Raw genomic sequence first — 25,800 nt, 5'->3', positions numbered from 1 at the left:
CGTAGTGCCGGTGGAACGGCGAGTCCCGGTACTCCCCCGCCCAGTCCCGGTCGCGGTCCCGTTCGAAGGCCTCGAAGGCCTCCGGCCACTGTTCGAAGCCGAAGAAGGCGAGGGCGTCGTCCGGCTGCCCGTAGTACGCGACCTTGCCGCCCGGCGCGAGCACCAGGAGCCGGTCGCACACGTCGAGGCTGAGGACGCTGTGGGTGACGACGATGACCGTGCGGCCGTCGTCCGCGAGGCCGCGCAGCATCTGCATCACGGACCGGTCCATGCCGGGGTCGAGTCCGGAGGTCGGTTCGTCGAGGAAGAGCAGCGACGGCTTGGTGAGCAGTTCCAGGGCCACGCTGACCCGCTTGCGCTGGCCGCCCGACAGGCTGTGCACGGCCTGTCCGGCGCGCTGTTCCAGGCCGAGCTCCCGGATCACCTCGTCGACCCGCGCCTGGCGCTCCTCCCGCGCGGTGTCCTGCGGGAAGCGCAGTTCGGCGGCGTAGGACAGGGCGGCGCGCACGGTCAGCTGGGCGTGCAGGATGTCGTCCTGCGGCACCAGGCCGATGCGCTGGCGCAGTTCGGCGTAGTCGCGGTACAGGTCGCGGCCGTCGTACAGGACCGTGCCCCGGTCGGCGGGGCGCTGCCCGGTCAGGGCGCCCAGCAGGGTGGACTTGCCCGCCCCGCTCGGTCCGACGACCGCGAGCAGGCACTTCTCCCCGACCGGGAAGGAGACGTCGTCGAGGAGGATCTTGCTGCCGCGGTCGACGGCGACGGTGAGGTCCTGGACGTCGAGGGAGATCTCGCCGGTGTCGACGTACTCCTGCAGCACGTCGCCGACCAGGCAGAACGAGGAGTGGCCGATGCCGATGATGTCGCCGGGGCCGATCGAGGCGTGGGTGACGGGGCGGCCGTTGAGGAAGGTGCCGTTGTGGCTGCCGAGGTCGACGATCTCGTAGGTGCCGTCCTCGTGCGAGCGCAGTTCGGCGTGCCGGCGGGAGACGGACAGGTCGTCGACGACGAGGTCGTTGTCGGGGGCCCGGCCCAGGCGCAGGGTGCGGGCGGGCAGCTCCCGCACATGGGCTGGCCGACGGAAGGTGCTGGTCAGGGCGGGCATCGAGACGGCCGACGGGCGGTCCGCGGCGGGCGCGGCACGGCCGAGCAGGATCGCGCGGGGACCGTCGGCGGGGTTGCCGAAGCGGATCACGCTGCCCGGTCCGACGCCGCGCGCGTGGATGCGGCGGCCGTCCGCGTAGGTGCCGTTGGTGCTGTCCTCGTCCTCCAGCGTCCAGTGACCGTCATCGGTCCGCAGCACCGCGTGGTGCCAGGAGACCCGGGCATCGTCGAGGACGATCTCGCACAACGGGTCGCGACCGACGTGGTAGTCCCGGCCCGGGGTCATCACCGTGGAGCCCGTGTCGGTCTCCAGCACGAGTTCGGGCGCAGTCGGGGCGACCGGACGCTCCGCCATGGCCAGAATTGTACCGATTCGCTCACATGTGCGCCTGGTCGGCGTGGGCCGCGGCGGCCCCGGCCGAGGCTGCTCCGGTCGGCCACTGTCGTGGGTCAGGCGACGGGGACGACGAGCGCCGGGATGGTGCGCTGCATGCGCAGGGCGTCGATGGACTCGGCGAGCAGCTCGTACTCGGTGGTGTCGTCGTGGGCGGCGATCCGCACCAGCCGTCCGCCCGCCAACTCGTCGGCCACGAGCTCCTGTTGGAACGCGTCGGCGCACCAGGCGCGCAGCACGCCGGGCACGTCGGTCACGGTGTCGGCCACCGGGACGAGCGAGCCGTGGGGGAAGCGCGGGTTCTCGGGGAGCGGATCGAGCCGCTCGGCGATCCACAGGGCCCGGTCCCGCAGCCACCACAGCGCCAGTGCCAGGGTGGGCGCGCGGTAGGTGCCGAGCGGTACGCCGATACGCCGTCCGCCGCACGTGCCGTACGCGGTGACATGGCACAGGAATTCGTCGTGCACGATCACTCCCCCGTCGCGTTGCCCGTTTGCCGACCCGGCCTCGCTTTCCGTGCGGCTCGTATGCGGTGAAGTGCCCCTGGCGTTTGAGTATCTTCACTCTTGAATCACTGTCACCATGACTTTCCGGCCAGTCTCCTGGCATATTCACCGCTGTCCCTGGCCGAAATGCGGTGTCGGCGGGGTCGGCGACTGCCGGCGAGGGCCTGACCGCGCCGTCGGCGATGAGTTTCCCCGCTCGCGGCGGTCCCCTCTTCCACAGGGCAGAAGAGAACCACCGCGAGCGGAGGACACCATGCCGATCACCGGAAAAGCGACCGCGGAATTCACCGCCGTCCTGCTCAAGAGCCCCGAGAAAGGCGGCTGGACGTACGTCGTGTGGCCGAAGTCCGTCGAATTCTTCGGCACCCGCGGACTCGTCAAGATCCGCGGCACGATCGACGGACATCCTTTCCGGAGCTCTTTCATGGCCCTGGGCGACGGCACGCACAAGCTGCCCGTGAAGGCGGACGTGCGCAAGGCCATCGGCAAGGCGGAGGGCGACACGGTCACCGTGCGGGCGGAGGAGCGGCTCAGCTCCTGACGGTGTCGCGGTAGCGCCTCGGCGCGACCCCCATCGTGCGTTTGAAGGCGTTGCTGAAGGCGCTCTCGGAGGTGTAGCCGACCGAGCGCGCGAGGGCGGCGACGGGCATCGTGTCCTGCCGAAGGGCACGGGCGGCCAGACTCATCCGCCAGTTCAGCAGGTAGGTCAGGGGCGGCTCCCCGGCCACCTCCTTGAAGCGCACGGCGAAGGTGGTGCGGGACATCGCCGCCGCGCGCGCCAGCTCCTCCAGCGTCCAGGGGTGGGCGGGGTCGCCGTGCATCAGGCGCAGGGCCGGGGCGAGCCGTTCGTCGGCGAGGGCGCGCAGCCAGCCGGGTGGCAGCCCGTCGGCCTCCGTGAGGCAGACCCGCAGCACCTGGACGAAGATCAGCTGGGCCAGCTGGTCGGTCGCGAACAGGGCGCCGGCCCGGCCCGCCGTCATCTCGCCCGCCAGCTGCCCGACCAGCCAGCGCAGTACGGGCGCCTCGGCCGCGTCGGCGCGCACGCGGACGAGCTCGGGCAGCGCCCGGCGGAGCAGGTCGCCGCTGTCCCGGCTGAGGTCGATGTGCCCGGAGACGCACACGACGTCCTCGCCCTCGCCGATCCGGGCCATCCCGGTCCCGGGGTCCACGGTGACCTCCCGCGACTCCAGGGGCTCGACTCCGGGGGCGCCGCACAGCACGTACGGCCGTCTGCCGTCGGAGACCACGAGGTCGCCCTCCACCAGCTCCACGGGTTCACCGCCGCCGTCGCGGACCAGCAGGCAGCGGCCCCGCACCACGGCGTTCACCTTCAGCCGGTCGCGCCCCCGCAGCCGCAGGGCCCAGTCCCCGCCGGCGGTGAAGCCGCCGGAGAACACGCTGCGGGCGTCGGCGACGGTGAGGGCGTCGGACAGGGGATCTCCGGACATGCTCGTACTGTCGCGCAAGTAATGCGGACTCTCAAGCATTCATCGTACGGATCGGCGGTTCTACGGTGGCGGGGAAGGCCCACACCCGACTCCGAGGAGACACCCGTATGACCACCGCACAGCAGCCCCTCCCCTCCGGCTTCGGCCCCGCCTCCACCGCCGACGAGGTGATCAAGGGCATCGACCTGACCGGCAAGGTCGCGATCGTCACCGGCGGCTACTCGGGCATCGGCCTGGAGACGGCTTGGGTCCTGCGGGAGGCGGGCGCCGAGGTCGTCGTCCCGGCCCGGGACCCCGCACGGGCCACGGCCGCGCTGCGGGAGGTGGACGGGGTGGAGATCGAGCGGCTGGACCTGATGGACCCGGCGTCGGTCGACGCCTTCGCCGCGCGGTTCCTGGCCTCCGGCCGCCCGCTGCACATCCTCGTCAACAGCGCGGGGATCATGGCGGCCCCGCTGTCCCGGGACGCCCGGGGATACGAGTCGCAGTTCGCGACGAACCACCTGGGGCACTTCCAGCTGGTCGCCCGGCTGTGGCCCGCGCTGGTCGCGGCCGACGGGGCGCGGGTCGTCCCGGTGTCCTCGCGGGGCATCCGGTTCTCCCCGGTCGTCTTCGACGATCTCCACTTCGAGCGGCGGCCCTACGAGCCGTTCCTCGCGTACGGCCAGTCCAAGACGGCCAACGCGCTGTTCGCGGTGGAGCTGGACCGGCGGGGCGCGGCGGAGGGTGTGCGGGCCTTCTCCGTGCACCCCGGCATGATCATCGACACCGGTCTGGCCAAGCACCTCTCCGAGGAGGCCCTGCGCGCGGCCGGCGCCCTCGACGAACAGGGCCGTCCCATTCGCGACCCCGCCCGGCAGTTCAAGACCGTCCAGCAGGGAGCGGCCACCAGCGTGTGGTGCGCGACCAGCCCTCAGCTCGCCGGACTGGGCGGGGTCTACTGCGAGAACTGCGACATCAGCCCGGTGGTGACCGCCGACGGCGAGGCCGAGTGGCGCTCCGGCTCGGCCCTGCCCGGCGTGCTGCCGTACGCGGTCGACCCGGAGGCGGCCGCCCGCCTCTGGGAAGCGAGCGAGCGCCTCACGGCCTGACCCTCGGCCACGGCCGGACGATCGCGTCGACCCTCTACGGCTCGACGATCGCGTCGATCCGCGCCAGCTCCTCGGCGTCGAAGTCCAGGTTGCGGGCGGCCGCGACGCTGTCCTCGATCTGCCGCGGGCTGCTCGCGCCGACGAGCGCGGAGGTGACCCGGCCGCCACGCAGCACCCAGGCCAGGGCCAGCTGCGCCAGCGTCTGACCGCGGGACTTGGCGATCTCGTCGAGGGCGCGCAGCCGGCCGACGAGGTCCTCGGTGACGGCGTCGGAGTTCAGGAACGGGCTGTCGCTCGCCGCCCGCGAGTCCTCCGGGATGCCGTCCAGGTAGCGGCCGGTCAGCAGGCCCTGCTCCAGCGGGGAGTAGGCGATGGAGCCGACCTGGAGCTCGTCGAGCGCCTCCAGCAGGCCCTCGCCCTCGGGGCGGCGGTCGAGCATCGAGTAGCGCGGCTGGTGGATGAGCAGCGGGGTGCCCAGCTCGCCGAGGATGCGGGCGGCCTCGCGGGTCTGCTCCGCCGAGTAGTTGGAGAGGCCGACGTAGAGCGCCTTGCCCTGCTGGACCGCGGAGTGCAGGGCGCCCATCGTCTCCTCCAGCGGAGTCTTTGGGTCGGGGCGGTGCGAGTAGAAGATGTCGACGTACTCCAGGCCCATCCGCTTCAGGCTCTGGTCGAGCGAGGACAGCACGTACTTGCGCGAGCCCCATTCGCCGTACGGGCCGGGCCACATCAGGTACCCGGCCTTGGTGGAGATGACCAGCTCGTCGCGGTACGGCGCGAAGTCCGCCCCGAGTGCCTCGCCGAGGGCGGACTCGGCGGCGCCGGGCGGCGGGCCGTAGTTGTTGGCCAGGTCGAAGTGGGTGACGCCGAGGTCGAAGGCGCGGCGCAGGATGGCGCGCTGGGTCTCGACCGGGCGGTCGGGGCCGAAGTTGTGCCACAGGCCGAGCGACAGCGCGGGAAGCTTCAGGCCGCTGCGTCCGGTGCGCCGGTAGGGCATGTCGGCGTAGCGGTCGGGGTGTGCGGTGTACAACGCGACTCCAGAGGGGTGGACACAGGATCTACCGGTTCCACTCTTCCCCGGGCCGGGTACAGCGGTCCAACAGAAGAATCCGATGGAATTGTGCGGCTAGGCTTCTTAATCATGGAATTGCGCCACCTCCAGCACTTCGTCGCGGTCGCCGAGGACCAGCACTTCACCCGTGCCGCCGAACGGCTGCTGGTGTCCCAGTCCGGCTTGTCGGCGTCGATCCGGGCCCTTGAGCGGGAGCTGCGGGCGCCGCTGTTCGTGCGCACCACCCGCCGGGTGACCCTGACCGAGGCCGGGCGGGCGCTCCTCGCCGAGGCCGAGCGGATCCTGGCACAGGTCCGGGCGGCGCACGAGGCGGTGGCCGCGGTGCAGGGCGTACTGCGCGGGACGCTGGCGCTGGGCACCGAGCAGTGCATCGCCGGGGTGCATGTGGCGGGACTGCTGGCCGCGTTCCGGCGGCGGCACCCCGACGTGGAGATCCGGCTGCGGCAGGCGGGCTCGGGCGCGCTGGCCGAGGAGGTCGCGGCCGGACGGCTGGACCTGGCCTTCGCCTACCGGACCCGGGCGGACTCGGACCAGCTGCGCTCGGTGTCGCTGACGAGCGAGCCGATGACCGTCCTGTGCCATCCCAGCCACCGGCTCGCCACGGCCGGTGCGGCGGTGGCGCCGGACGACCTCGGCCGCGAGGTCTTCGTCGACTTCCATCCCGACTGGGGCCCGCGCCGCACCACGGACGCCGCCTTCGCCGCGGCCGGGATCCACCGCACGGTCGCACTGGAGGTCAACGACGTGCACAGCCTCCTGGACCTGGTCGACGAGAACCTCGGGATCGCCGTCGTACCCCGGCACTTCCGGCACAAGCGCCCCTCGCTGACGGCGCTGCCGCTGAAGGGCGGGGGCGAGGCGGCGTACGAGACGGTCGCCCTGCTGCCGCCCGAGACGGCCACCAGCCCGGCGGCCCGCGCGCTGATCACCCTGCTCGAAACAGGGGGCCTGGAGACACCCCCGGACGGGGCCCACCCCTCCTGACCTCGGCCCCCCGGCGCCGCAGACTCGTGACCGTCCCACCCGGCAACCACGGTCTGGAGCAGGCGAGATGGCGGAACACACACGGCGGAGCGTGCTGCGCGGCGCGGCGGGGATCGCGGCGGCGGGCGCGCTGACGGCCATGGCGGACCAGCGGGCGATGGCCCGCGAGCAACTTATGACGAACCGTCATTATCCATTCTTAGAAGGGGCGTTCACGCCCGTCACCGAGGAACTCACGGCCTTCGACCTCCCGGTCGTCGGCCGCGTCCCCCGCGAGCTGAGCGGCCGCTTCCTGCGCAACGGCCCCAACGTGCTGGGCCTGGAGGATCCGCGCGCCCACCACTGGATGCTCGGTGAGGGCATGGTGCACGGCGTCCGGCTGCGCGACGGCCGGGCGGAGTGGTACCGCAACCGCTGGGTGCGCTCCTCGCAGGTGGCCCACAAGCTCGGCGAGCCCTACCCGGGCCCGGTCCCGCCGGACGACTTCCCCTGCAACACGCACGTGATCCCGTACCGGGGACGCGTCCTCGCGCTCCAGGAGAGCGGGCCGCTGCCGTACGAACTCGACGAGGAACTCGGCACGGTGGGCACCCACGACTTCCACGGCACGCTGGAGGGCGCGTTCGCCGCCCACACGAAGTACGACGTGTGCGCCGGCGAACTGCACGCGATCTCCTACTACCCGGCCTGGGACCACGTGCGGCACCTGGTCGTGGAGCCGTCGGGCCGCGTCGCCCGCACGACGCGCATCCCGGTGGCGGACGCGCCGATGATGCACGACTTCGCGCTCACCGAGAAGCATGTGGTGCTCTTCGACATCCCGGTCACCTTCGATGCCGCGGCGGCCGAACGCGGCGCCCCGGTGCCCTACGTCTGGAACCGGCAACACCCCACGCGCGTGGGCGTCATGCCGCGCGCCGGCGGCCCGGTGCGCTGGTTCGCCGTCGATCCCGTCTTCCACTCGCACACCCTCAACGCCTACGACGAGGGCTCGTCCGTGGTCGTCGACCTGACGACCTACCCGGCCCCCTTCCATGTCGCGGGCCTCGGCTCGGACGGCCCGAGCGCGGTGGGCACGGCGAAGCTGGAACGGTGGACCGTAGACCTGCGTCACGGACGCGTACGGCAGCGCGTCCTGGACGACCGCCCGCAGGAATTCCCGCGGGTGAACGAGGCGTTGGTCTCCCGCCGGCACCGCTACGGCTACTCGGCCGCGGCGGCCGACATGACGCTCGCATACCTGACGGCCGACGGCGATCCACCCGACCGGGCCTTCTCCAACGCCCTCATCAAGCACGACCTGCTGCGCGGCGCCACCCAGGTGCACCGGCTGCCCAGGGACGCGGCCGCGGGCGAGGCGGTGTTCGTACCGAGGGATCCCACGGACCGGCGGGCTGCCGAGGACGACGGGTACACGCTCGCGTACGTGCACAACCCGGACCGCGGGGCGTCAGATCTGGTGATCCTCTCGGCGCAGGACTTCACGGGCGAGCCGGTGGCCCGGATCCAGCTGCCGGGCCGGGTGCCGCTGGGCTTCCACGGGAGCTGGATTCCGGACGCATGACGGCCCGCGATGCGCGATGGTGGACGCATGCATGCAAGGGACATCCTCATCGACGGCTACGGCCGCATCCAAGAAGAAGTCCATGCCACCCTCGACGGCCTCGGGCCGGACGACCTGCACGCCCGTCCGGCCCCCGCCGCCAACTCCGTCGCCTGGCTGGTCTGGCACCTCGCCCGGGTCCAGGACGACCACGTGGCCGGGGCCTTCGACCTCGACCAGGTGTGGCTGTCACAGGGCTGGGACAAGCGCTTCGGACTCGACCTGCCGCGCCATGACACGGGGTACGGCCACAGCGCCGCGAAGGTCGCCAAGGTGCGGGTCGAGTCCGCCGACCTGCTGACCGGGTACTACGACGCCGTGCACGAGCAGAGCCTCGGGGTGCTGCGCGAGCTGCCCGCCAAGGACCTCGAACGCGTCGTGGACGAGCGCTGGGACCCGCCGGTCACCCTGGGCGTCCGGCTGGTCAGCGTCCTGTCCGACGACCTTCAGCACATCGGACAGGCCGCCTATCTGCGGGGGCTGCTTCAGAGCGCGGCCGCGTAACCCGGCAGGACCACGTCCTCGATGAGGGCGCCTCGCTCGTCGAACGGGATGAACGCGCTCTTGAGGGCGTTCACCGTCACCGTGCGCAGGTCCTCGACCGTCCAGCCCGCCTCCTCGACCAGCAGGGACATCTCCCGGGTCATGGTCGTACCGGACACCAGCCGGTTGTCGGTGTTGACGGTGACCCGGAAGCCGAGGTCCTTCAGGGCGGTGATGGGGTGCTCGGCGATCGAGGTGGCGCAGCCGGTCTGGAGGTTGGACGTCGGACACATCTCCAGCGCGATGCGGCGGTCGCGCACCCAGCCGGCCAGGCGGCCGAGCTTGCCGGCCGCGAGGTCGGGGATGTCCTCGGTGAGGCGCACGCCGTGGCCGATGCGCTGGGCGCCGCACACCTGGAGGGCCTGGTGGATGCTGGGCAGGCCGTGGGCCTCGCCGGCGTGGATGGTGAACGGCACGCTCTCGCGGCGCAGGTGCTCGAAGGCGGCCAGGTGGTCGGCGGGCGGGAAGCCGTCCTCGGCGCCGGCGATGTCGAAGCCGACGACACCGGCGTCGCGGTAGGCGACGGCCAGGTCGGCGGCCTCGCGGACCCGGTCGAACATCCGCATGCCGCAGAGCAGGGTGCCGACCCGGACGGGGGTGCCGGCGGCGGCCGCCTTGGCCATACCGGTGGCGAGGCCCTCCTGGACGGTCTCCACGACCTCGCTCAGCGACAGCCCGCCCTTGGTGTTCAGCTCGGGGGCGTAGCGCACCTCGGCGTAGACGACGCCGTCGGCGGCGAGGTCCAGGACGTACTCCTCGGCGACGCGCAGCAGGCCCTCGCGGTTCTGCATGACGGCGAGGGTGTGCTCGAAGGTGGCTATGTAGCGGACCAGGTCGCCGGAGTTGGCGGCCTCGTAGTACCAGGCGGCCAGCTCGTCCGGGTCGGTGGTGGGCAGCGTGTGGCCGACCGCGGCCGCGAGCTCGATGACGGTGGCGGGGCGCAGGCCGCCGTCGAGGTGGTCGTGCAGGACGGCCTTGGGGAGGCGGCGGATCACGTCGGCGTCTACGCGCGTAGCAGTCATAGCGGGTCTTTCCTTGAGCGGGGCGATTCGATGCGGCGGTGGGAGCGTTCGGCGGAGGGAAGCTCAGTCGGCGGGCTGGAGCAGGTCCCAGCGGTTGCCGTACAGGTCCTGGAAGACGGCCACGGTGCCGTACGGCTCGTGCCGCGGCTCCTCCAGGAAGGTCACACCGGCGGCGGCCATCCGGGCGTGGTCACGGGCGAAGTCGTCGGTGTGCAGGAAGAAGCCGACCCGCCCGCCGGTCTGGTCGCCGATCCGGGCGCGCTGGCCCTCGCCCTTGGCCCGGGCGAGCAGCAGTCCGGTTCCCTGCCCTTCCGGGCCCGGCTCGACGACCACCCAGCGCGAGCCGTCGGGGCGGGGGGCGTCCTCGACGAGCCGGAATCCGAGGGCCTCGGTGTAGAAGCGGAGCGCCTCGTCGTAGTCGTCGACGACGAGGGTGACCAGGGCTACGCGTCTCATCGGGACCTTTCGGTGAGTGTGGTTGACGGGTGAGGTTATACGTAAAACCTCGCGGACGCCAGTCACCTCTTGGAGCGTCCTCGAAGGGGTGGAAGGGGGCCGGCGTGCCGAGGGCCGCTCAGGCCCGCTCGTCGCCCTGCGCGACCTCGACGCGGTGGTGGAAGTCGATCATCCCGGTCGCCGAGGCGACGCACGAGACGGTGGCGCAGGCGATCACCAGGGCCGCGATCCAGGCGGCCGCGCGCGGCGAGTCGCGCCGGTCGGACAGCAGGGCCCGGACGCGCAGCGGAACGGGGCCGGTCGTGGCGGCGGGGAGGAACGCCGGCCGTACGGCGGGCGCGGCCCGGCCCGCGAGGGCCGCGCGGGCGATGGCGCGGGCGGCCAGGCGCCGGTCGCCGACGGCGTCGGCGGCGGCCTCGTCGGCCGCGCGCTCGGCCGCGAGCCGGATGCTCTCGCGGACCGGGCGCAGCGCGGGGTGGCAGTGGGCCGCGAGTTCGGCGGCGGCGAGGAAGTAGTGGTGGCCGCCCGCGTTGTGCGCCCGCTCGTGCGCGAACAGCACCTCGCGTTCGTCGGCGTCCAGGGTGCGCAGCATCGCGGTGGTGACGACGATGCGGTGCGGGCGCCCGGGCAGCGCGTACGCGTCCGGGTGCGGAGAGTCGACCACGCACAGGTCGCCCGCGGCGGGACCGCACCCGGCCGCCGTGCGGGCCACGCGGAGCGCGCGGCTCTGCCGCAGCACCGAGCGCACGAGCGTCCAGGCACCCACCGCGAGGGCTCCTACGGAGGTGGCGGCGGCCGGGGCGACGAAGAGGTCGGAGGCGGTGCGCAGCGGGTGGACGAGTTCACCGAGTGCGGCGAAGACCGGCAGCTTGAGCAGCCCGGTGAGGACGAACGCGCCGAGCGCGGTCACCGAGCAGCCCGCGAGGACCACGGCCGCGGCGGTGATCGTCCGGAGAGCGGCGGCGGGCGCCAGCCGGTCCAGGGCCCGCCGGGCCAGCGGCGGCAGGGCGCACGGCAGCAGGAGCGGCAGGAGCAGCAGGGCCGTCATCGCTCCCCCGGTTCCAGCAGATCACGCAGGACGCGCTCGTCGTCGGGGCTGAGCTGGGCGACGAAGCGGGCGAGCACCGCTTCCCGGTCGCTGTCCCGGTCGAGCTCGGTGTGCATCCGGCGGGCGGTGAGCCCCTGGGCGTCCTGCACGGGGACGTAGGCGTAGCCGCGGCCCTGGCGCTGCCGGTCCACGATCCCCTTCTCGTGCAGGCGGGAGAGGATCGTGGTCACCGTGGTGCGCGCCAGGCCCGCGCCGAGGCTGAGCTGCACCTGGCCGGGCGTCTGGGGCGCACCGGCGGCCCAGAGCGCGGCCATGACGCTCGCTTCGAGCTCACCGGCCGGCCGGCGTTCGTCCTTCGCGTCGGTCATCGGAACGATCCTCACCCTGTCTTCGTCTACAGTCCAGTAGACCGCCTGGCCGATTGTAGTCACCCGGGCGCCCGGTCCGGTCAGCCGTCGGCGCGCAGCCGGTCGAAGAGGTCGAAGAGCTCGTGACCGGCCAGGGCGTCGCGTTCGGCGCGCCGGGGCGGGGACGCCGCGGCGGCGCGCGGTCCCTTCGGTACGAGGGCCAGGACCTCGGAAAGGGCCCGCTCCCCTGCGTTCTTGGGGTCGTACCCCTTCTTCAGGTCGTACGCGTCCGGGTCCGCGACGAAGGCGAGGGTCGCCGCCGAGAGCACTCCGGGCACGTCGTTGCGCCGGGACCCCGTCCCGGCGAGCAGGTTGCGGCTCGCGTCGTGCAGTTCGGCCGGGCGGCGCAGGCCCAGCAGTGCGGGCAGGGTCGCGCCGCCCAGTTCCTCGAAGCCCGTACCGGTCAGGGCGTCCACCACGGCCCGCGCCTCGGCGTCGTGCGCGGCGCCCGGCAGGCCGGCGCTCTCGCCGTCGGGGAGCGCGGCCCGGCAGACCAGCACCCGCAGCGCGAGCGGCGGGTACTCCGCGCTGCCCTCGGCGGCCGCCGGATGGGCGGCGAGCACGTCGATCAGGGCCCATGCGTACGCCACGCCGCAGGCCAGCGTCGCGCACACGTCCGCGAACACCTCGCCGGCCCAGCCCTCCCACACGGCCAGGCGTTCCGGCGAGAGCCGCGCGTGCTCGCGCAGGCGCGTGCGCAGGGGTTCGGTGAGGCCGAAGTCGTCCTCGATGTGGTGGCCGGTCTCGTGGGCGACCGCGAGCAGCGAGGGCAGGTGGTGGCTCGCCGACCAGGGGATGCCGATCACGGGGAACGGCAGGTGCCGGCTGGCCCGGCGGCCGGCCATGGTGCGCTGCCGCCCCGACGGCAGCAGTTCCTCGAAGTCGCTGCCGCGTGCGGCGGCGAAGGGCACGGGATGGCGGTTGAGGAAGGTGAGCGGAGGCTCGCGAAGGGCCTGGCGCGGGGCCGCCGCCCGCCGCACCGGGTCGTAGACGGCCCAGGCCAGCTCGTCGGCCACGTCGAGGAACCGCCGCTGTCGGGGCATGTGCCGCATGGCCCACTTGCCGCGGAAGAAGTCCCACAGATGGTGCAGGTCGAGGACGAGTTCGGGAGCCCTGTCCCGCCGCTCGGCCGCGGGCATGTCCCGGAGCCGGCCGAGGGCGGCGGAGACGACCCGTACCGCGCTCTCGATCTGCGACCGGTGCTTCTCCATCGGACCCCGGGCCTTCGCGGCCTCGGCCCAGTCGGCCAGCTCCGCCTCCAGCCCGGCGAGCAGATGCCGCACCTCGGCCTCGCGGCGTGCGGGATGTCCGGGGTCGACGGTCAGGCCCCCGGTCGTCGAGACATCGCTCATGAGCTCGTCGGCTCCGGTTCCGGGTCGGGTTCGTACACGCGCAGGGCCGCGGGGCTGGCGAACAGCGAGACGCAGAGGTGTTCCAGATGGTCCTCGCCCCAGGAGGCGAGGCCGTCCGCGGCCCGGGCGAGGCCGCGCAGTTCCTCGGACGTCCGCAGCAGCGGCGCGTCCGCCCGCACGGCCCGCGCCACCAGGCTCGTCTGGGCGCTCCTGGCGCCGCCCAGCAGTCCCACCCCGAGCACGGCGGGGGCGTGTCCGGAGGAGAACAGCGACGCCGCGAACAGGTTGCGCAGCATCAGTTGCAGCGGGATGTCGGCCGCCGATCCGGGGCGGGGCGGGTCGAGGACGACCAGCGGCTGGGTGCCGGGGTCGAACTGCCGCAGCCAGGCGATGAGCCCGTCCGGATCCAGATCGGCTCCCGTGACCGTGCGGCTCAGCCGCTCCCGGGGGCTGAGTTCCCCGTACGACAGGTCGAAGCAGGGAGTCGTGCCGCCGCGCAGGCGCAGCGGAGCGCTCACGTGAAGGACGGCGGGAGGCTGCTTGAGCCGCGGGAGGCTGCCCGGCGACCGGAACTCGCGGACGGGCACCCCGTGCGCGGTGTAGGCGCCGACGACCGAGCGCGTGGAGGCGTACGCGGAGGCCGCGAGCGTGCGGTTGTCGGAGGGGGGATCGCAGGCGACGACCACCGCGCTCGGACCGCTCTGTTCCCTGGCGCGGCGCCGGTAGTTCCGCATCAGCACGGCCGCCGCCACCTCCGCGTCGACCACGCCGAGCGGGCCCAGACCGAGCAGGGCACCCGCGGCGGCGAAGAGCGCCCGCTGGGAGAGCGAGCCCCAGACGCCGTCGGTGACCACCTTGGTGACCGACTGGGTGTTGAGGGCCGCCTGTACGGCCCGGACGTCGGCGGTCTCCGCGGCCCGGGGCAGGGTGCGGTACACGGGCACCCCCTGCTCGTGCCGGAATTGGAGTTCCCAGGGGAACGCGTGCGACCAGGGCTCGTCCGCCTGCACCTGCGCGCAGCGGACCGGCGGACCGCCCGTCGACTCCCGCGAGAGCCGCACCCCGTTGTCGTACGCGACTCCCAGCCAGTTCTCGGCCAGCGCGTGGGCCGCGTGCACGAGGGGGGAGGCACTCCCCCACCCGGGGAGCACGCGGTAGACGTGCTCGTGCTCGGGCCGGACCACGACCGGCAGGAACGAGGAGGGCGGGACCGGCTCCGGCTCCGGCGCCGGGTAGCCGAGCACCTCCGACATGCGCTGCGCGGCCCGCAGGACGGACAGGTCCTGGTTCTCCTCGCCGGTGGCGCGCAGGACGGACTGCGCCCAGCAGGAGGGCCGTTGCACCTCGCTGAGGTGCTCGGCGGCGCTGTGCAGCAGTGTTTGCCGGGCCTTCGTGTCCGGTTCCGTCGAGGCCGTCAGCCAGGTCGCGGCGGCGCGCAGCAGGGGCGGTGCCGCTTCGACGTCGCGGCGCAGGGACCGGCTGAGGTCGCCCTCCGGCGCCCCGCCGCAGCGGATCTGGGCCCGGGCCCAGCGCCATCGGGGCAGCGGGTCGTCGCCGGCTGCCTCGCACAGCGCCGGATAGGCCCGCGCCACCAGTCGGGCGGCCTCCTCGGGGCGTCCCGACACCCGCTCGAACTCCGCCAGGCGGGTCAACCGCACGTAGTGGTCGAGATCGGGGCTCTCGGTGTGCAGCAGCGGTTCGAACAGCGGTCGCAGCAGGTCGAGTCCGGGCCGTGGCTGCCGCTCCGGGGTGCGGCACAGGCTCAGCCCGAGGAGCGCGGCGACGCGTGCCGTCGGCGCCTCCACGGCGGAGAGGGCGTCCGCCAGGTCGGGGGCCCGGCCGGGATCGGCCAGCACGGCGGCCACTCCCCCCTCAAGCAGGTCCTTCTGCGAGCCGCGTGGAACGCTGAGCAGCGAGTCGTCGGGCACCTCGAAGCCCCGCTCGGCGAGTGTGTGCCACAACAGCGCGGTCCGCACGGCGAGTTCACCCGAGGTGTCCACGGCCCGCACGAGTTCGAGGGTCTGCGCCGCCCTGCGCAGGTCGCCCATTTCCTGCACGAGGTACTGGGCGTACAGCAGCAGTGACTGCGGATGACCCTCGGGGTAGCCGAGGTCGGACCACAGCGCGGCGGCTCGGTCGAAGGACCGCTCGGCCTCGTCCACCGACAGCAACTGGCCCTCGAACACCCCGCGTTGCAGCGCGGTCCAGGCCAGGCACCGGTACCGGGTGGCATCGCCGATGTCCGCCAGTGCGACGCGGTCCGCCCGGTCGAGCGCGTCGAGGGCCAGCTTGGAGCGGAAGAGGAACTGGTGGGCCTGCGCCTCGTACTGGAGCGCCTCGACCTGGTCGGTGGGCGGCAGCGCGGTCAGGTCGATGTCCCGCAGCGTGCCCAGGGCCGAGTGCGGGGCGTAGGTCTGGAGTTCCACGCGGGCCAGGCTCAGCAGGGCACGGTTCTTGGTCGCCGCGTGCGCTCCCGCCAGGGTCTCCGCCGCCGCCACCTCCCGGTGCACCTCGATGGCCGCGTCGACCCGGCCCCGGTCCTCCAGGACGTGCGCCAGTTGCCGGGAGATCGCGGCCTCGTCCGCGACGCGGCCGCTGGCCCGGGCGCGCGACATCGCGTTGCGGAAGGTGGTCTCGGCCTCGGGGTCGTTCAGCTGGGTCTGGATGGTGGCCAGGATCATCTGCAGGCCCTCTTGGATCGGAGCCGGGAGCTCGCTCTCCAACAAGGTGCGGATCAGCTCGGACGCCTCCTCGTGCTGCTGCCGCCCGACGAGGACCAGGGCCCGCAGCAGGGTGTCGGCCCCGCGCAGGTCGATCGGCTCGTCCGACTCCGCGACCAGTCGCTCGACGCGGGACAGATGGCGCTCGATCTCGCTCCAGGCCGGATCCGAGGAGTTGGCCAGGGTGAGCAGGAACAGGGGGGCGACGCCCGAGGAGTCGTTCGTCCGGCCGCGCAGGACCGCCATCGCCGCGCCCAGGTGAGCCAGGACCACCGTGCGCCGGCCGATGAGGGGCTGCCCGTCGGCCCGCGGCCGGGGCCGGCCCCCGTCCAGGTACTCGTCGCCGAGCAGTTCCTCGCACAGCTCCCGCATCAGCTCCGGATCATCCCCGTCGTACGACGCCGAGAACGCCTCCCGCCACTGGCTCTCCGCGTTCGGATCACCCGCCTGGAACCGGTGGTACGTGGCCTCCTTGACGTACGCGCCCCACTGCTCGGGATCCGATTCGGCCAGGGCGTCGAAGTGGGCTGCGAAGGCGTGGTGGAGCTCCTTGAAGACCTCGTGGCCGGAGATCAGCAGCCGCATCGGCGCCAGGACGTTGATGTGGAAGACGACGGTGTCGTCGTCGCCCGCGTGCCGGGAGACCCAGGAGGACCTGGACGCGTAGGCGAGGAGCCGCTGCCAGGTCCGCTCCAGGTCGTCGTCCGTCGGCTCGGCGGCGGTGAACGGGAAGACGTCCTCCCTGCCCCGCAGATGGTGGGCGTCGAGGCGCGGGTCGTCCACTTCGGACCGGTCGGTGATGCCCTTGGCCAGCCAGGAGCGCATGACGGTACGCACGTCCTCCTTGCGCAGGCGCCGGGGGATCACGCCGTACCGCAGCAGCCAGCGCACCCCGGGGTCGTCGATGCGCTGCACCACCCGCTCGATGAGGTAGCGCACCAACGGCTCCTCGCAGGAGGCGAGTTGCTCGGCGGTGATGTCGGGGTCGTGCTCGATGAGGTCGGCGAGCAGGGCCAGCGCGAAGGGGAGCCCGCGTGCCTTGTCCGTCGCGACCTGCACCAGGCACTGGTCCGTGATGCCGCGCATGCCGGTCAGGTACTGGCGGGCCTGCACCGGGCTGAACGGCCGCACCTGGACGTGCTTGACGTCCCTGCTCGGGAACGCCCTGAGCGCCTCGGGGATGCTGGTGCGCAGGTCGTGGCGGCCGGCCAGGATCAGGCGGAGTCCGCGGCAGCGCTGCAGGAGCGAGCCGAGCATCCGCAGGAGCCGTTCGGTCTCGGGGTGGCCGTGCAGCAGGAGTTCCTCGGTCGTGTCCACGACCAGGACGGCCGGACGGCCGGCCAGGGCCGGGTTGAGACGCTCGGCGAAGGCCGCGAGGAGTTCGTTCTCGACCGCCGAGCTGTCGAGGCGGTCGACGGCGCTCGCGACCTCGCGCGCGGTCTCGGAGGGCCGGCGGTCCAGCAGGATCCGGTAGACGCCGTAGCCGGCGAGCGACTCGAAGAGCCGTCCGGGCAGCCGGCGGCCGAACTGTTCGGCGATCTCCAGCAGCAGGAGCCAGGGATGACGTCCCACGGAGTGCGGGTTCACGACGTCGAAGTCGATGCGGGCGCACGGGACGTCACGGGGTGCGGGCACGCAGTACCGGGCCACCAGCCAGCGCAGCAGCATGGTCTTGCCGGCGCCTCCGGGGGCGTGCACGTGCCAGACCCGGCGCCGCCCGGAAAGCAGCCGGTCGGCGTCGGCGGCCAGTCTCGCGGGCTGCAGGAACTGGGCGGAGCGGGCGTAGTCGGCCGCCCAGTGGTCGCGGGCCCGCACGTATCCGGCCCGGTCCATGCCGAGTTCGGCGATCGCGGGGGGAACGAACGGCAGCCGGTCGGCGTCGCCGAGGATGTCGACGAGATCCTGGCAGGCCGCGAAGTCGCGGCGGGCGTCGGCCGCCGCGAACTGCTCCTCGAAGAGGGCGACGGCCTCGTCGGGTTCGGGCAGCAGGAGGTGCCGTACCGCTTCGGCGTGGTCGCCGTCCGCGCGGCGGCGCTCACCGATCGCGCGGTCGAGGGCCAGCAGTCCGGCGGGGGCCGCCTCGCCGTCGGCGCCGTCACTGATCCAGTCGAGGAAGTACGCGCTGCGGTCGGTCTCCGACAGTGTGTACGTCCCCGGCGCCCCGACCACGGGCTCCACGGCGCGGGCGTCGACCAGTTCCGTCAGGGTGGGCGGTTTGTCCGGCCCTCGCCCGGCGGCCGTGTGCCGCAGGACGTCCTCGTACAGGTCGGCGTCGAAGGAGCGTGCCACGGCGCAGGCGCGCAGCACGGGGGCCCAGTCCGGCGGGCGCAGCGAGCGGGTGATGTCCTCCAGGCTCTCGCCGGCGGCGAGTCGACGGGTGAGGTCCGCCAGTGCGTCCGTCATCGGCCGGCTCCCTGTGGTCGGGCCTCTCGCCATGTCGGCAGGATCGCGCGGATCGACTCGAAGGTCGTGACACTGAAGTGCGGAGCCAGCTGCCCGTTGATCATTTCGAGCAGGTCCTCGATGCCCTCGTCGGGGGGAACGCCGAGGCGTCTCGCGTAGGCGCGGGCGAGCCGCATGAACTGGTCGCTCTCGAAGTCGCCGACGCTCACCCGTCCCAGCATGTGCGAGTCGGCCTCCGGGAGCACCTCGTTCAGCCAGGCGTCGCGGCCGACCACGATGAGCCGCAGCGGGGCGGCGTGACCGTAGGCGACCGGCGAGACCAGCCCCTTGTACAGGACGTTGACGAAGTCGCCCCGCATGATGGTCTCGGCGTGGTCGAGCGCGATCACCATGGGCCGTCCGTCGGCGGCGGTCCTGAGCGCGTCGAGGAACGCGTCCATGATGTGCGTCTTGCGCTTGTCGTAGGGATCCCCTACCTCGTCGTCGAAGGCCAGCCAGGCGTCCTCGGCCGGTTCCGGCTCACCGTCGCCCGGGGTGGCCGAGGCCGCCAGCCGGTTGAGTACGGCGTTGAAGGTGCCGAACGCCGTCTCGGGCAGCCGGCACAACTGGCTCGGGGAGGTGGCCTCCTGGCGGATCAGGCGAAGGACCGAGAGCCAGTCCTTGTGCCGGGTGGGCGGTCCGGCGGCGGCTGCGCCGGCGGGGTGGGCCAGCGGTTCCTTGAGGTCGACCGAGACGATGTGGTGCCCGCGCAGGAACCAGGTGACCAGGCACCAGTTGGTGAGCCAGGTCTTGCCCGTGTGTTCGCTGTTGGTCTGCGAGTGGCCGCCGATCACCAGAACGGGCCGGTCCGTGCCGCTCGGGACGAGCGCCGGGTCGTCCAGCGCCCACCAGGCGCGCCGTCGTTCGTCGGTGCGTCCCACGAAACGGCGGAGCTCCTGGTACTGCTTGCACTGGTCGATGCCCTTGACCGAGCCGCCCGGTGGCGGCAGGTGATCGACGGGCAGGACCAGGCCGGGGGCGGTCCGGGTGAGCAGCACCGGCAACGCCCAGGACCCGCGGCTGGCCGGGCGTCTGGCGAGTTCGGAGCGGGCGGCGGCCACCGCGTCGTCCACGGCGCGGGCACAGCTCAGTTCCGTGTAGAACTTCTCCGCGAAGACGACCGCGGCGTCGGACTCGATGTCGTCCTGCATCGAGACGACGGCCCGGGTTCCCGCGTCCAGGAAGGCCCGGGCCATGCCGCCGATCAGGTCGGCGGGGTCGGCCTTGCCCGCGTGGCAGGCGTTGAGCACCACCAGCGGGGGCTTCCAGTCGGTCAGATCGGCGACATCCCCCGCGGCGAGCAGCCATTCGTCGGGTCCGTCGCGGGTGTCCGCGGGGAAGACGACGACGGGACTGTCCGATCCCGGGCGGGGCATGCCGTGGCCGATGACATGCACGATGTGGGGGCGCAACTCGTCTATGCACGCGGACAGTTGGCCCGCGTCACGCGGTGCGTCGAGGATCTCCAGGTAGGTGCGGCCCGGGGCGGACTCCAGGGCCCCGGATATCGCGGCGATCTCCCGTTCGGCCAGCAGCCGGTCGTCGTCGGGCGGCTGGCACACCACGACGAGCACGCGCAGCGGCCCGAGTTCGCGTAACTCCCCGGCGCCGAGGGGGTCGTCGTCGATGCCGCGTCTCCACAGGAGCTCCTGCCGACGCCACAGCCACTGCCCCCGGTGCCGGAGCAACTCCCAGGGCAGGCAGCGCAGTTCGAGGGGCTCGACGTCCAGCCGGACGCGCAGGGGCCGGCGCGCGGTGCCGCACTTGCGCAGATCGGCCCAGTGCTCGTCCAGCCCTGTGCCGAGCAGCGCCCCGTACAGCTTGTCGCCCGCGTGCTCCCGGTCCTTGTCACCCACGCCGCGGTCGAAGACCGTCATGAGGTCCTCGGTCCGCTCCAGGACGCCCAGAGGTGCGGCCCCCACCTCGCGGCCGTCCACCGAGAGGGTGACGGTGGTCCTGTCCGTGCCGTTCGCCGCGCCGACGAGCCGCAGGACCGCTTCCGTCGGCGTCTTCGCCGTGTCGTGTGCCATGGTGCCCCCGTGGACCGCTAGTGCGTGGCGTCGTGGGGCGGCAGCGGCTGCTCGTCCGGCTCCACCGGTTCCAGCACGGCTTCGGGATCGTCCTGCGCCTCTTCCAGCAGGATCGGTGGTACGGGCACCTGCGCGGCGCCCCGTCCGGGCTGACGGGGGCCGTAGTCCTTCTTGACCTTGCCGAACCAGTTCTTGCGGAGGCGGACCACCCGGTAGAAGGGGGTGACGTCGGTCGCGAGCCACTCCAGACCGATGTGGCGGCGCCAGGCCACGGCCGCGGCGGCCGTGACGTCCGCGAGGGTGGGCACGCCGGGCCCCGCGCCGGCCTGGAAGCGCAGTTCGGCCTCGCTCGCGGCGTCCGTGGCGGTCAGGACGACGCCGGAGGCGGCGGTGACCACGTCGGTGACGGCGAGCAGGGTGTCGTCCCAGTCGTCCCAGCCGCGGCCGACCAGTGCCGCGGCCAGGGCGCGGGTGTTCTCGACACCGTTCTCGGTCAGGCCGCGGTAGACGACGAGGGCGGTGTCGCCCTTCTCGAAGCCGACGCGTGCGCCGAAGTCGGCGGCTGCCAGGGCGCTGAAGCCGTCCGCGGCGGCCCCGGCGGCCTTGAAGGTCACGGACGCGGAGCCCCGCGCGTCGTAGGTGTAGTCGTTGTGCGGGGTGCCCGGGCGGGCGGTGAAGGGGACGCCGTGGTCGGTGAGGCTGCCGGCGCTGCGAATGTCGCCGTCGGCGTTCTCCAGGACCTGTCCCAGCTCGACGCGCCGGGAGAGCGGCCAGGACACCCACCACTTCTTCCATACGTCGTCGACGGCATGCCGATACAGCTGGTAGGAGTCCTTCATGTGCGTCCCCCGCGTCGTGCTCTCCCCGTGTGGTCCCGGCAGCGTACTGCGCCGGACGGCGGCGGGTAACGGAACCGGTCAACTCCGTTACGCTGTGACGTTTTTGCTGCCGGGACCGTGCCGTGCGCCTCAGCCCAGCGGCTTTTCCAGCACCGCCTTGCGGTGGCTGAACGTCTCGATCGAGTAGCGGCCGTGGTAGCTGCCGGTGCCGCTCTCCCCCACGCCGCCGAACGGCAGGTCGGAGACCGTGAGATGGGCGAGCGGCAGGCCGTGGCCGAGGCCGCCGGAGGAGGTCTCGGCGGCGATCCGGCGGCGGGTGTCGTCGGACTCGGAGAAGACGTACAGGGCCAGGGGCTTGTCGCGGTCGTTGATGAAACCGATCGCCGCGTCGAGGTCCGGCACGGTGACGAGGGGCAGGATGGGGCCGAAGATCTCCTCCCGCATGACGGGCGCGTCGGGGTCCACGTCCGCGAGGACGGTGGGCGCGATGTACTTGCTCGTCCGGTCGCTGCCGCCGCCGACCGCCACCCGGCCCGAGTCGAGCAGGCCGCTGAGCCGGTCGAAGTGCCGTTCGTTGACGATCCGGCCGTACCCGGCGCTCGCCGCAGGGTCGGTGCCGAACAGGGCCTCGACGGCCCGGACGAGGGCGCGTTCGAGGGCGGGGGCGGTCTCCGGGTCGGTCAGCACGTAGTCGGGGGCGACACAGGTCTGGCCGGCGTTGAGGAACTTGCCGCGCGCCAGCCGGTCGGCGACCACGTCCAGGTCGGTGCCGCGGTCGACGAACACCGGTGACTTGCCGCCGAGTTCGAGGGTGACGGGAGTGAGGTGCTCGGCGGCGGCGCGCATGACGACGCGGCCGACGGTGCCGTTGCCGGTGTAGAAGATGTGGTCGAAGCGCTCGGCCAGCAGGGCCGTGGTTTCCGGGACGCCGCCCTCGACGACGGCGACCGCGTCCGTGTCGAGGTACGCCGGGACGAGCCGGGCCAGCGCCGCCGAGGTGGCCGGGGCCAGCTCGCTCGGCTTGGCCACCACCGCGTTGCCCGAGGCGAGCGCACCGACCATCGGGGCGAGCAGGAGCTGGGCCGGGTAGTTCCACGGGGCGATGACGAGGACGACGCCGAGCGGGTCGTACTGCGTCCAGGCCGTCGCGTCGTCGCCGAGGTGCGCCGGGACGGGCGCGGACTCGGGGCGCAGCCACTGGTCGAGGTGGTCGAGGGTGTGGTCGATCTCCCGGATCGTGAAGTCGATCTCGGTGCGGTACGCCTCGGCGGAGCTCTTGCCGAGGTCCGCGTGGAGCGCGGCCGCCAGGTCGGGGCCGCCCTCCGTGAGCATCTCGCGCAGGCGGCGCAGCTGGCCGGTGCGCCACTCGACGGGCCGGGTGCGGCCGGTGCGGAAGGTGGCGCGCAGCCGGGCCACGACGTCGGCGGGCTGCTCGGGGGTGGAGTGGTTCACGATGCCTCGCTGGTGATGCTCGAGCCCTACGGCTTCGGAGTACGAACAGTCAGATGTAAAGGCCAACCTTTCAGGAACGAAAATATATTCCCAGGCCCGGTCGGGCGCGCGGTACCGGGTCGTCGCGTCCGCGCTCCCCGCCGTACCGGATCGGGAAGAATTCTCCGCATGACCATCGCAGCACATCCGCTCGTCTCCCGTGCCCGACGGCTCGCGGACGACCTGCTCGCCCCGCGGGCCGGTCAGGTCGACGAGGAGGGCGTGCCCGCGAGCCACATCGATGCCGTCGGACGCGCCGGGCTGCTCGGGGTGAGCGCGCCGCGCGAGGACGGCGGGGCGGGCGCGCCCGACGCGGTGGCCCGGGAGATCGCGGAGATCCTGGCGGGGGCGTGCTGCTCCACCTGGTTCGTGCAGACGCAGCACCACACGCCGGTGAAGTTGCTCGCGAAGTCCGAACTCCCCGTGCGGGGGCGCCTGTTGCGTCCGCTGGCGACCGGCGAGCTGATGGCCGGCATCGCCTACGCCCATGTCCGTCGGTTCCCCCGCGTGCCGGTGCGGGCCACGGCGGAGCGGGGCGGCTGGCGCTTCGACGGAACCGTGCCCTGGTACACCGGCTGGGGCCTGAACGACGTGATGCTGCTCGCGGGCGTCTGCGAGCGGGGCGACGTGGTGTTCGCGTTCGCCGACGCGCGCGAGCGGCCGGGGCTGCGGCCCTCGCCGCCGATGCGGCTCGCCGCGCTCACCGCCGCCCGGACCGTGTCCCTGGAACTGGACGGCCTGTGGCTGCCCGAGGAGTCCGTGGTGCTGCGCACCCCGCACGAGAGCTTCGCCCGGATCGACATCCCGCGCAGCACCAACACCTCCCCGGCCGTGTTCGGGGTGGCGTACGCGGCGCTGCGCGACCTGGAGAACGCCCCGCAGGGCGCGGAGCCGGCGGCCGCGCTGCGCGCCGACCTGGACGAGGTGCGGCGGCGGGCCTACGCGCTCGCCGACCACCCCGTCCCGCACGAGCGCATCGAGGAACGTCTGAGCCTCAAGACACGGGCGTACGACCTGCTGCGCGCGGCGACCACCGCGGCGGTCGTGGCCGGCGGCGGGCGCGCCATGGACCTGCGCAGCCCGGCCCAGCGGCTGGCCCGGGAGGCGATGTTCCTGCTCATCCAGGGCCAGACGGCCGAGGTACGCCGGGCCCATCTGGCCGCGCTGACCGCGACGCGGCAGGGCGGCGTGTCCTGGCCCTAGGCGGCCTCCTCCTCGGCGGGCACCACCACGAGGAACGCGTCGGAGTTCAGGTCCATCACCACGGTCGCGGGCTCCCCCTCCGCGCGCCGGGCGGCCGCGTACTCCTCCGCCGGCCATGATCCGCGCGGAGCCCCCGCCGGAAACCGTTCCAACACCTTCGCGCTCATAGCGGCGATTCACCTCCGGCGTCGACGCGTGGCCGGTCCGCCCGGCCCGCCTCCTCCTCTTCGCCTGCCCCGGATCGACGCGGACATGTCCAGCTCAATTTCGGTCGTCGGCGGCGTGCGCATCCGCGCGGGGCGTCCGTGTGGAAGTGACCCATGGGGGACACCGACACGGAGGATCCAAGACCCATGGAGCGGAACCACATGGCACCGGAGCACATGGCGCGGGACCACACCGAGCCTGGCAACACGGCACGGGAGTCCACCGAGCCGGACCGCATGGCACGGGAGTCCACCGAGCCGGACCGCATGGCACCGGACTCCATGGCGCGGGAGCACATGGCGTCGGACCACACCGGCGCGGCAGGCCCGCGGTGTCTGGTGACGGGCGCCACCGGGTACATCGGGGGCCGGCTCGTGCCCGAGCTGCTCGCCGCCGGGTACCGGGTGCGCTGTCTGGCGCGCTCCCCCGGCAAGCTCCGCGACCACCCGTGGGCGGGCGACGTGGAGGTGGTGCGGGGCGACGTCACCGATGCCGCGTCGGTCGCCGAGGCGATGCGGGGCGTCGAGGTCGCCTACTACCTGGTGCACGCCCTCGGCACGGGCCGGCGGTTCGAGGAGACCGACCGCCGCGCGGCACGGATCTTCGGGGACCGGGCCCGGGCCGCCGGCCTGCGCCGCATCGTCTGCCTCGGCGGTCTCGCCCCGGCGCGGGTGCCCGACCGCGAGCTCTCGCCCCACCTGCGGTCCCGCGCGGAGGTCGGCCGCATCCTGCTCGACTCGGGCGTGCCCACGACCGTCCTGCGCGCGGCCGTGATCATCGGCTCGGGCTCGGCCTCCTTCGAGATGCTGCGCTACCTCACCGAGCGCCTGCCCGTGATGGTCACCCCGAGCTGGGTGCGCACCCGCATCCAGCCCATCGCCGTACGGGACGTGCTGCGCCTGCTCGTCGGCAGCGCCCGCATGACCGCCGACGTCAGCCGGGCCTTCGACATCGGGGGCCCGGACATCCTCACGTACCGGGACATGATGCTCCGCTACGCGGCGGTGGCGGGGCTCCCCCGTCGGGTGATCCTCCCCGTGCCGGTCCTCACGCCCCGGCTGTCCAGTCACTGGGTCGGCCTGGTCACGCCCGTCCCCGCGTCCCTCGCCCGCCCGTTGACCGAGTCGCTGCGCCACGAGGTCGTCTGCCGCGAGCACGACATCGCCGGGTACGTGCCCGACCCGCCGGGGCACCCCATCGGCTTCGACGAGGCGGTGCGGCTGGCCCTGCGACGCGTCCGCGAGGCCGGCGTCACCACCCGCTGGACCTCCGCCGCGGTCCCCGGCGCGCCCAGCGACCCGCTGCCCACCGACCCCGACTGGGCGGGCGGCAGCCTCTACACCGACCGGCGCGAGGCGAAGGTCGACGCACCGGCCGGCGACCTGTGGCGGGTGATCGAGGGGGTCGGCGGCGACAACGGCTGGTACTCCTTCCCGCTCGCCTGGGCGGCGCGCGGCCGGCTCGACCGGCTGGCCGGCGGGGTCGGGCTGCGCCGCGGCCGCCGGGACGCACAGCGGCTGCGGGTGGGCGACTCGCTGGACTTCTGGCGGGTCGAGGAGATCGAGCCGGGGCATCTGCTGCGGCTGCGCGCCGAGATGCGGCTGCCGGGGCTGGCCTGGCTGGAGATGTCCGCCGAACGGGACGGGAACGGCGGCAGCCGGTACCGCCAGCGTGCCCTGTTCCATCCGCACGGGCTGCTCGGCCACGCCTACTGGTGGAGCGTCTCCCCCTTCCACGCCGTCGTCTTCGGCGGCATGGCCCGCAACATCGCCCGGGCGGCGGGCCGCGGCCCGCTCACCCCGAGGAAGGAAGGCGCACCCGGTCGTTGACAGCCGCATCCGCCG

General features: G+C 73.2%; 21 protein-coding genes. 7 read left to right on the top strand and 14 right to left on the bottom strand.

Annotated features, from left to right (window positions below):
- The coding region (locus tag IPZ69_RS32665) for an FHA domain-containing protein (RefSeq protein WP_235458273.1) at positions 1-1,456 on the bottom strand (1,456 nt) is incomplete at its 3' end.
- 95 nt (positions 1,457-1,551) lie between these two features.
- Positions 1,552-1,962: a hypothetical protein gene (locus IPZ69_RS32660; protein ID WP_235458272.1), complete on the bottom strand. Its 411-nt coding sequence runs from the start codon at positions 1,960-1,962 to the stop codon at positions 1,552-1,554.
- 292 nt (positions 1,963-2,254) lie between these two features.
- Between IPZ69_RS32660 and IPZ69_RS32655 the strand changes: the two genes are divergently transcribed.
- Positions 2,255-2,542 carry a DUF1905 domain-containing protein gene (locus IPZ69_RS32655; protein WP_235458271.1) on the top strand — a complete coding sequence of 96 codons (288 nt, stop codon included), beginning with the start codon at positions 2,255-2,257 and terminating at the stop codon, positions 2,540-2,542.
- Here the strand turns inward: IPZ69_RS32655 and IPZ69_RS32650 are convergent.
- Positions 2,532-3,449 carry an AraC family transcriptional regulator gene (locus tag IPZ69_RS32650; RefSeq protein WP_235458270.1) on the bottom strand — a complete coding sequence of 306 codons (918 nt, stop codon included), beginning with the start codon at positions 3,447-3,449 and terminating at the stop codon, positions 2,532-2,534. The two genes, IPZ69_RS32655 and IPZ69_RS32650, sit on opposite strands and share 11 nt — an antisense overlap.
- A 107-nt stretch (positions 3,450-3,556) precedes the next feature.
- Between IPZ69_RS32650 and IPZ69_RS32645 the strand changes: the two genes are divergently transcribed.
- Complete coding sequence (locus IPZ69_RS32645; RefSeq protein WP_235458269.1) at positions 3,557-4,540, top strand: oxidoreductase; 984 nt, start codon at positions 3,557-3,559, stop codon at positions 4,538-4,540.
- Between the two features lie 34 nt (positions 4,541-4,574).
- Here the strand turns inward: IPZ69_RS32645 and mgrA are convergent, their stop codons facing one another.
- Complete coding sequence (mgrA, locus tag IPZ69_RS32640) at positions 4,575-5,567, bottom strand: L-glyceraldehyde 3-phosphate reductase (protein WP_235458268.1); 993 nt, start codon at positions 5,565-5,567, stop codon at positions 4,575-4,577.
- 111 nt (positions 5,568-5,678) lie between these two features.
- Here mgrA and IPZ69_RS32635 point away from each other — a divergent pair, with 111 nt between their 5' ends.
- From IPZ69_RS32635 to IPZ69_RS32625, 3 genes are all read left to right on the top strand, one after another.
- A complete protein-coding gene (locus IPZ69_RS32635) occupies positions 5,679-6,593 on the top strand; it encodes a LysR substrate-binding domain-containing protein (RefSeq protein ID WP_235458267.1) in 915 nt (304 codons plus the stop codon).
- 67 nt (positions 6,594-6,660) lie between these two features.
- A complete protein-coding gene (locus IPZ69_RS32630; protein ID WP_235458266.1) occupies positions 6,661-8,157 on the top strand; it encodes a carotenoid oxygenase family protein in 1,497 nt (498 codons plus the stop codon).
- Between the two features lie 27 nt (positions 8,158-8,184).
- On the top strand, positions 8,185-8,700 hold the full coding sequence (locus IPZ69_RS32625) for a mycothiol transferase (protein WP_235458265.1): 516 nt from the start codon (positions 8,185-8,187) through the stop codon (positions 8,698-8,700).
- Here the strand turns inward: IPZ69_RS32625 and IPZ69_RS32620 are convergent.
- The 9 genes from IPZ69_RS32620 to IPZ69_RS32580 all read right to left on the bottom strand — a co-directional run bounded on the left by IPZ69_RS32620 (position 8,682) and on the right by IPZ69_RS32580 (position 22,507).
- The gene (locus tag IPZ69_RS32620; RefSeq protein ID WP_235458264.1) at positions 8,682-9,761 is read right to left on the bottom strand and encodes an adenosine deaminase; all 1,080 of its coding nucleotides are present in this window, start codon (positions 9,759-9,761) and stop codon (positions 8,682-8,684) included. The genes IPZ69_RS32625 and IPZ69_RS32620 overlap by 19 nt on opposite strands.
- Before the next feature lie 63 nt (positions 9,762-9,824).
- On the bottom strand, positions 9,825-10,217 hold the full coding sequence (locus IPZ69_RS32615; RefSeq protein WP_235458263.1) for a VOC family protein: 393 nt from the start codon (positions 10,215-10,217) through the stop codon (positions 9,825-9,827).
- Between the two features lie 118 nt (positions 10,218-10,335).
- Positions 10,336-11,265: a M48 family metalloprotease gene (locus IPZ69_RS32610; RefSeq protein WP_235458262.1), complete on the bottom strand. Its 930-nt coding sequence runs from the start codon at positions 11,263-11,265 to the stop codon at positions 10,336-10,338.
- Entirely contained in the window at positions 11,262-11,633 is a 372-nt protein-coding gene (locus IPZ69_RS32605) for a BlaI/MecI/CopY family transcriptional regulator (RefSeq protein WP_235458261.1), read from the bottom strand. The genes IPZ69_RS32610 and IPZ69_RS32605 overlap by 4 nt, the downstream gene beginning before the upstream one ends.
- 80 nt (positions 11,634-11,713) lie before the next feature.
- Entirely contained in the window at positions 11,714-13,024 is a 1,311-nt protein-coding gene (locus tag IPZ69_RS32600) for a hypothetical protein (RefSeq protein WP_235458260.1), read from the bottom strand.
- Positions 13,021-18,147, bottom strand: coding sequence for an ATP-binding protein (locus tag IPZ69_RS32595; protein WP_235458259.1), 5,127 nt, complete (start codon positions 18,145-18,147; stop codon positions 13,021-13,023). Before IPZ69_RS32595 ends, IPZ69_RS32600 begins: the two co-directional genes overlap by 4 nt.
- Positions 18,144-20,216: a CHAT domain-containing protein gene (locus IPZ69_RS32590; protein WP_235458258.1), complete on the bottom strand. Its 2,073-nt coding sequence runs from the start codon at positions 20,214-20,216 to the stop codon at positions 18,144-18,146. The genes IPZ69_RS32595 and IPZ69_RS32590 overlap by 4 nt, the downstream gene beginning before the upstream one ends.
- 17 nt (positions 20,217-20,233) lie before the next feature.
- Positions 20,234-21,055, bottom strand: coding sequence for a hypothetical protein (locus IPZ69_RS32585; protein WP_235458257.1), 822 nt, complete (start codon positions 21,053-21,055; stop codon positions 20,234-20,236).
- A 129-nt stretch (positions 21,056-21,184) separates the two neighbouring features.
- Positions 21,185-22,507 carry an aldehyde dehydrogenase family protein gene (locus IPZ69_RS32580; RefSeq protein WP_235458256.1) on the bottom strand — a complete coding sequence of 441 codons (1,323 nt, stop codon included), beginning with the start codon at positions 22,505-22,507 and terminating at the stop codon, positions 21,185-21,187.
- Between the two features lie 168 nt (positions 22,508-22,675).
- Between IPZ69_RS32580 and IPZ69_RS32575 the strand changes: the two genes are divergently transcribed.
- Complete coding sequence (locus IPZ69_RS32575; protein WP_235458255.1) at positions 22,676-23,749, top strand: acyl-CoA dehydrogenase family protein; 1,074 nt, start codon at positions 22,676-22,678, stop codon at positions 23,747-23,749.
- Here the strand turns inward: IPZ69_RS32575 and IPZ69_RS32570 are convergent.
- On the bottom strand, positions 23,746-23,916 hold the full coding sequence (locus IPZ69_RS32570; protein ID WP_235458254.1) for a hypothetical protein: 171 nt from the start codon (positions 23,914-23,916) through the stop codon (positions 23,746-23,748). The two genes, IPZ69_RS32575 and IPZ69_RS32570, sit on opposite strands and share 4 nt — an antisense overlap.
- Before the next feature lie 336 nt (positions 23,917-24,252).
- On the opposite strand from IPZ69_RS32570, the gene IPZ69_RS32565 reads away from it, so the two are divergent.
- Entirely contained in the window at positions 24,253-25,785 is a 1,533-nt protein-coding gene (locus IPZ69_RS32565) for an SDR family oxidoreductase (protein ID WP_235458275.1), read from the top strand.
- Positions 25,786-25,800: the final 15 nt, after the last annotated feature.

The organism is Streptomyces olivochromogenes, assembly GCF_021538895.1.
Lineage (GTDB): Bacteria > Actinomycetota > Actinomycetes > Streptomycetales > Streptomycetaceae > Streptomyces > Streptomyces olivochromogenes_A.
Note: the sequence above shows the minus strand (reverse complement) of the source record. Positions and strands in the feature narration are given on the sequence as shown.

Excerpts from the sequence above, each read along its gene's own strand:
- IPZ69_RS32655 (WP_235458271.1), top strand. The coding sequence starts at position 2,255 with ATGCCGATCACCGGAAAAGCGACCGCGGAATTCACCGCCGTCCTGCTC.
- IPZ69_RS32650 (WP_235458270.1), bottom strand. The coding sequence starts at position 3,449 with ATGTCCGGAGATCCCCTGTCCGACGCCCTCACCGTCGCCGACGCCCGC.
- IPZ69_RS32645 (WP_235458269.1), top strand. The coding sequence starts at position 3,557 with ATGACCACCGCACAGCAGCCCCTCCCCTCCGGCTTCGGCCCCGCCTCC.
- IPZ69_RS32635 (WP_235458267.1), top strand. The coding sequence starts at position 5,679 with ATGGAATTGCGCCACCTCCAGCACTTCGTCGCGGTCGCCGAGGACCAG.
- IPZ69_RS32630 (WP_235458266.1), top strand. The coding sequence starts at position 6,661 with ATGGCGGAACACACACGGCGGAGCGTGCTGCGCGGCGCGGCGGGGATC.
- IPZ69_RS32625 (WP_235458265.1), top strand. The coding sequence starts at position 8,185 with ATGCATGCAAGGGACATCCTCATCGACGGCTACGGCCGCATCCAAGAA.
- IPZ69_RS32620 (WP_235458264.1), bottom strand. The coding sequence starts at position 9,761 with ATGACTGCTACGCGCGTAGACGCCGACGTGATCCGCCGCCTCCCCAAG.
- IPZ69_RS32615 (WP_235458263.1), bottom strand. The coding sequence starts at position 10,217 with ATGAGACGCGTAGCCCTGGTCACCCTCGTCGTCGACGACTACGACGAG.
- IPZ69_RS32610 (WP_235458262.1), bottom strand. The coding sequence starts at position 11,265 with ATGACGGCCCTGCTGCTCCTGCCGCTCCTGCTGCCGTGCGCCCTGCCG.
- IPZ69_RS32605 (WP_235458261.1), bottom strand. The coding sequence starts at position 11,633 with ATGACCGACGCGAAGGACGAACGCCGGCCGGCCGGTGAGCTCGAAGCG.
- IPZ69_RS32600 (WP_235458260.1), bottom strand. The coding sequence starts at position 13,024 with ATGAGCGATGTCTCGACGACCGGGGGCCTGACCGTCGACCCCGGACAT.
- IPZ69_RS32595 (WP_235458259.1), bottom strand. The coding sequence starts at position 18,147 with ATGACGGACGCACTGGCGGACCTCACCCGTCGACTCGCCGCCGGCGAG.
- IPZ69_RS32590 (WP_235458258.1), bottom strand. The coding sequence starts at position 20,216 with ATGGCACACGACACGGCGAAGACGCCGACGGAAGCGGTCCTGCGGCTC.
- IPZ69_RS32585 (WP_235458257.1), bottom strand. The coding sequence starts at position 21,055 with ATGAAGGACTCCTACCAGCTGTATCGGCATGCCGTCGACGACGTATGG.
- IPZ69_RS32575 (WP_235458255.1), top strand. The coding sequence starts at position 22,676 with ATGACCATCGCAGCACATCCGCTCGTCTCCCGTGCCCGACGGCTCGCG.
- IPZ69_RS32570 (WP_235458254.1), bottom strand. The coding sequence starts at position 23,916 with ATGAGCGCGAAGGTGTTGGAACGGTTTCCGGCGGGGGCTCCGCGCGGA.
- IPZ69_RS32565 (WP_235458275.1), top strand. The coding sequence starts at position 24,253 with ATGGCGTCGGACCACACCGGCGCGGCAGGCCCGCGGTGTCTGGTGACG.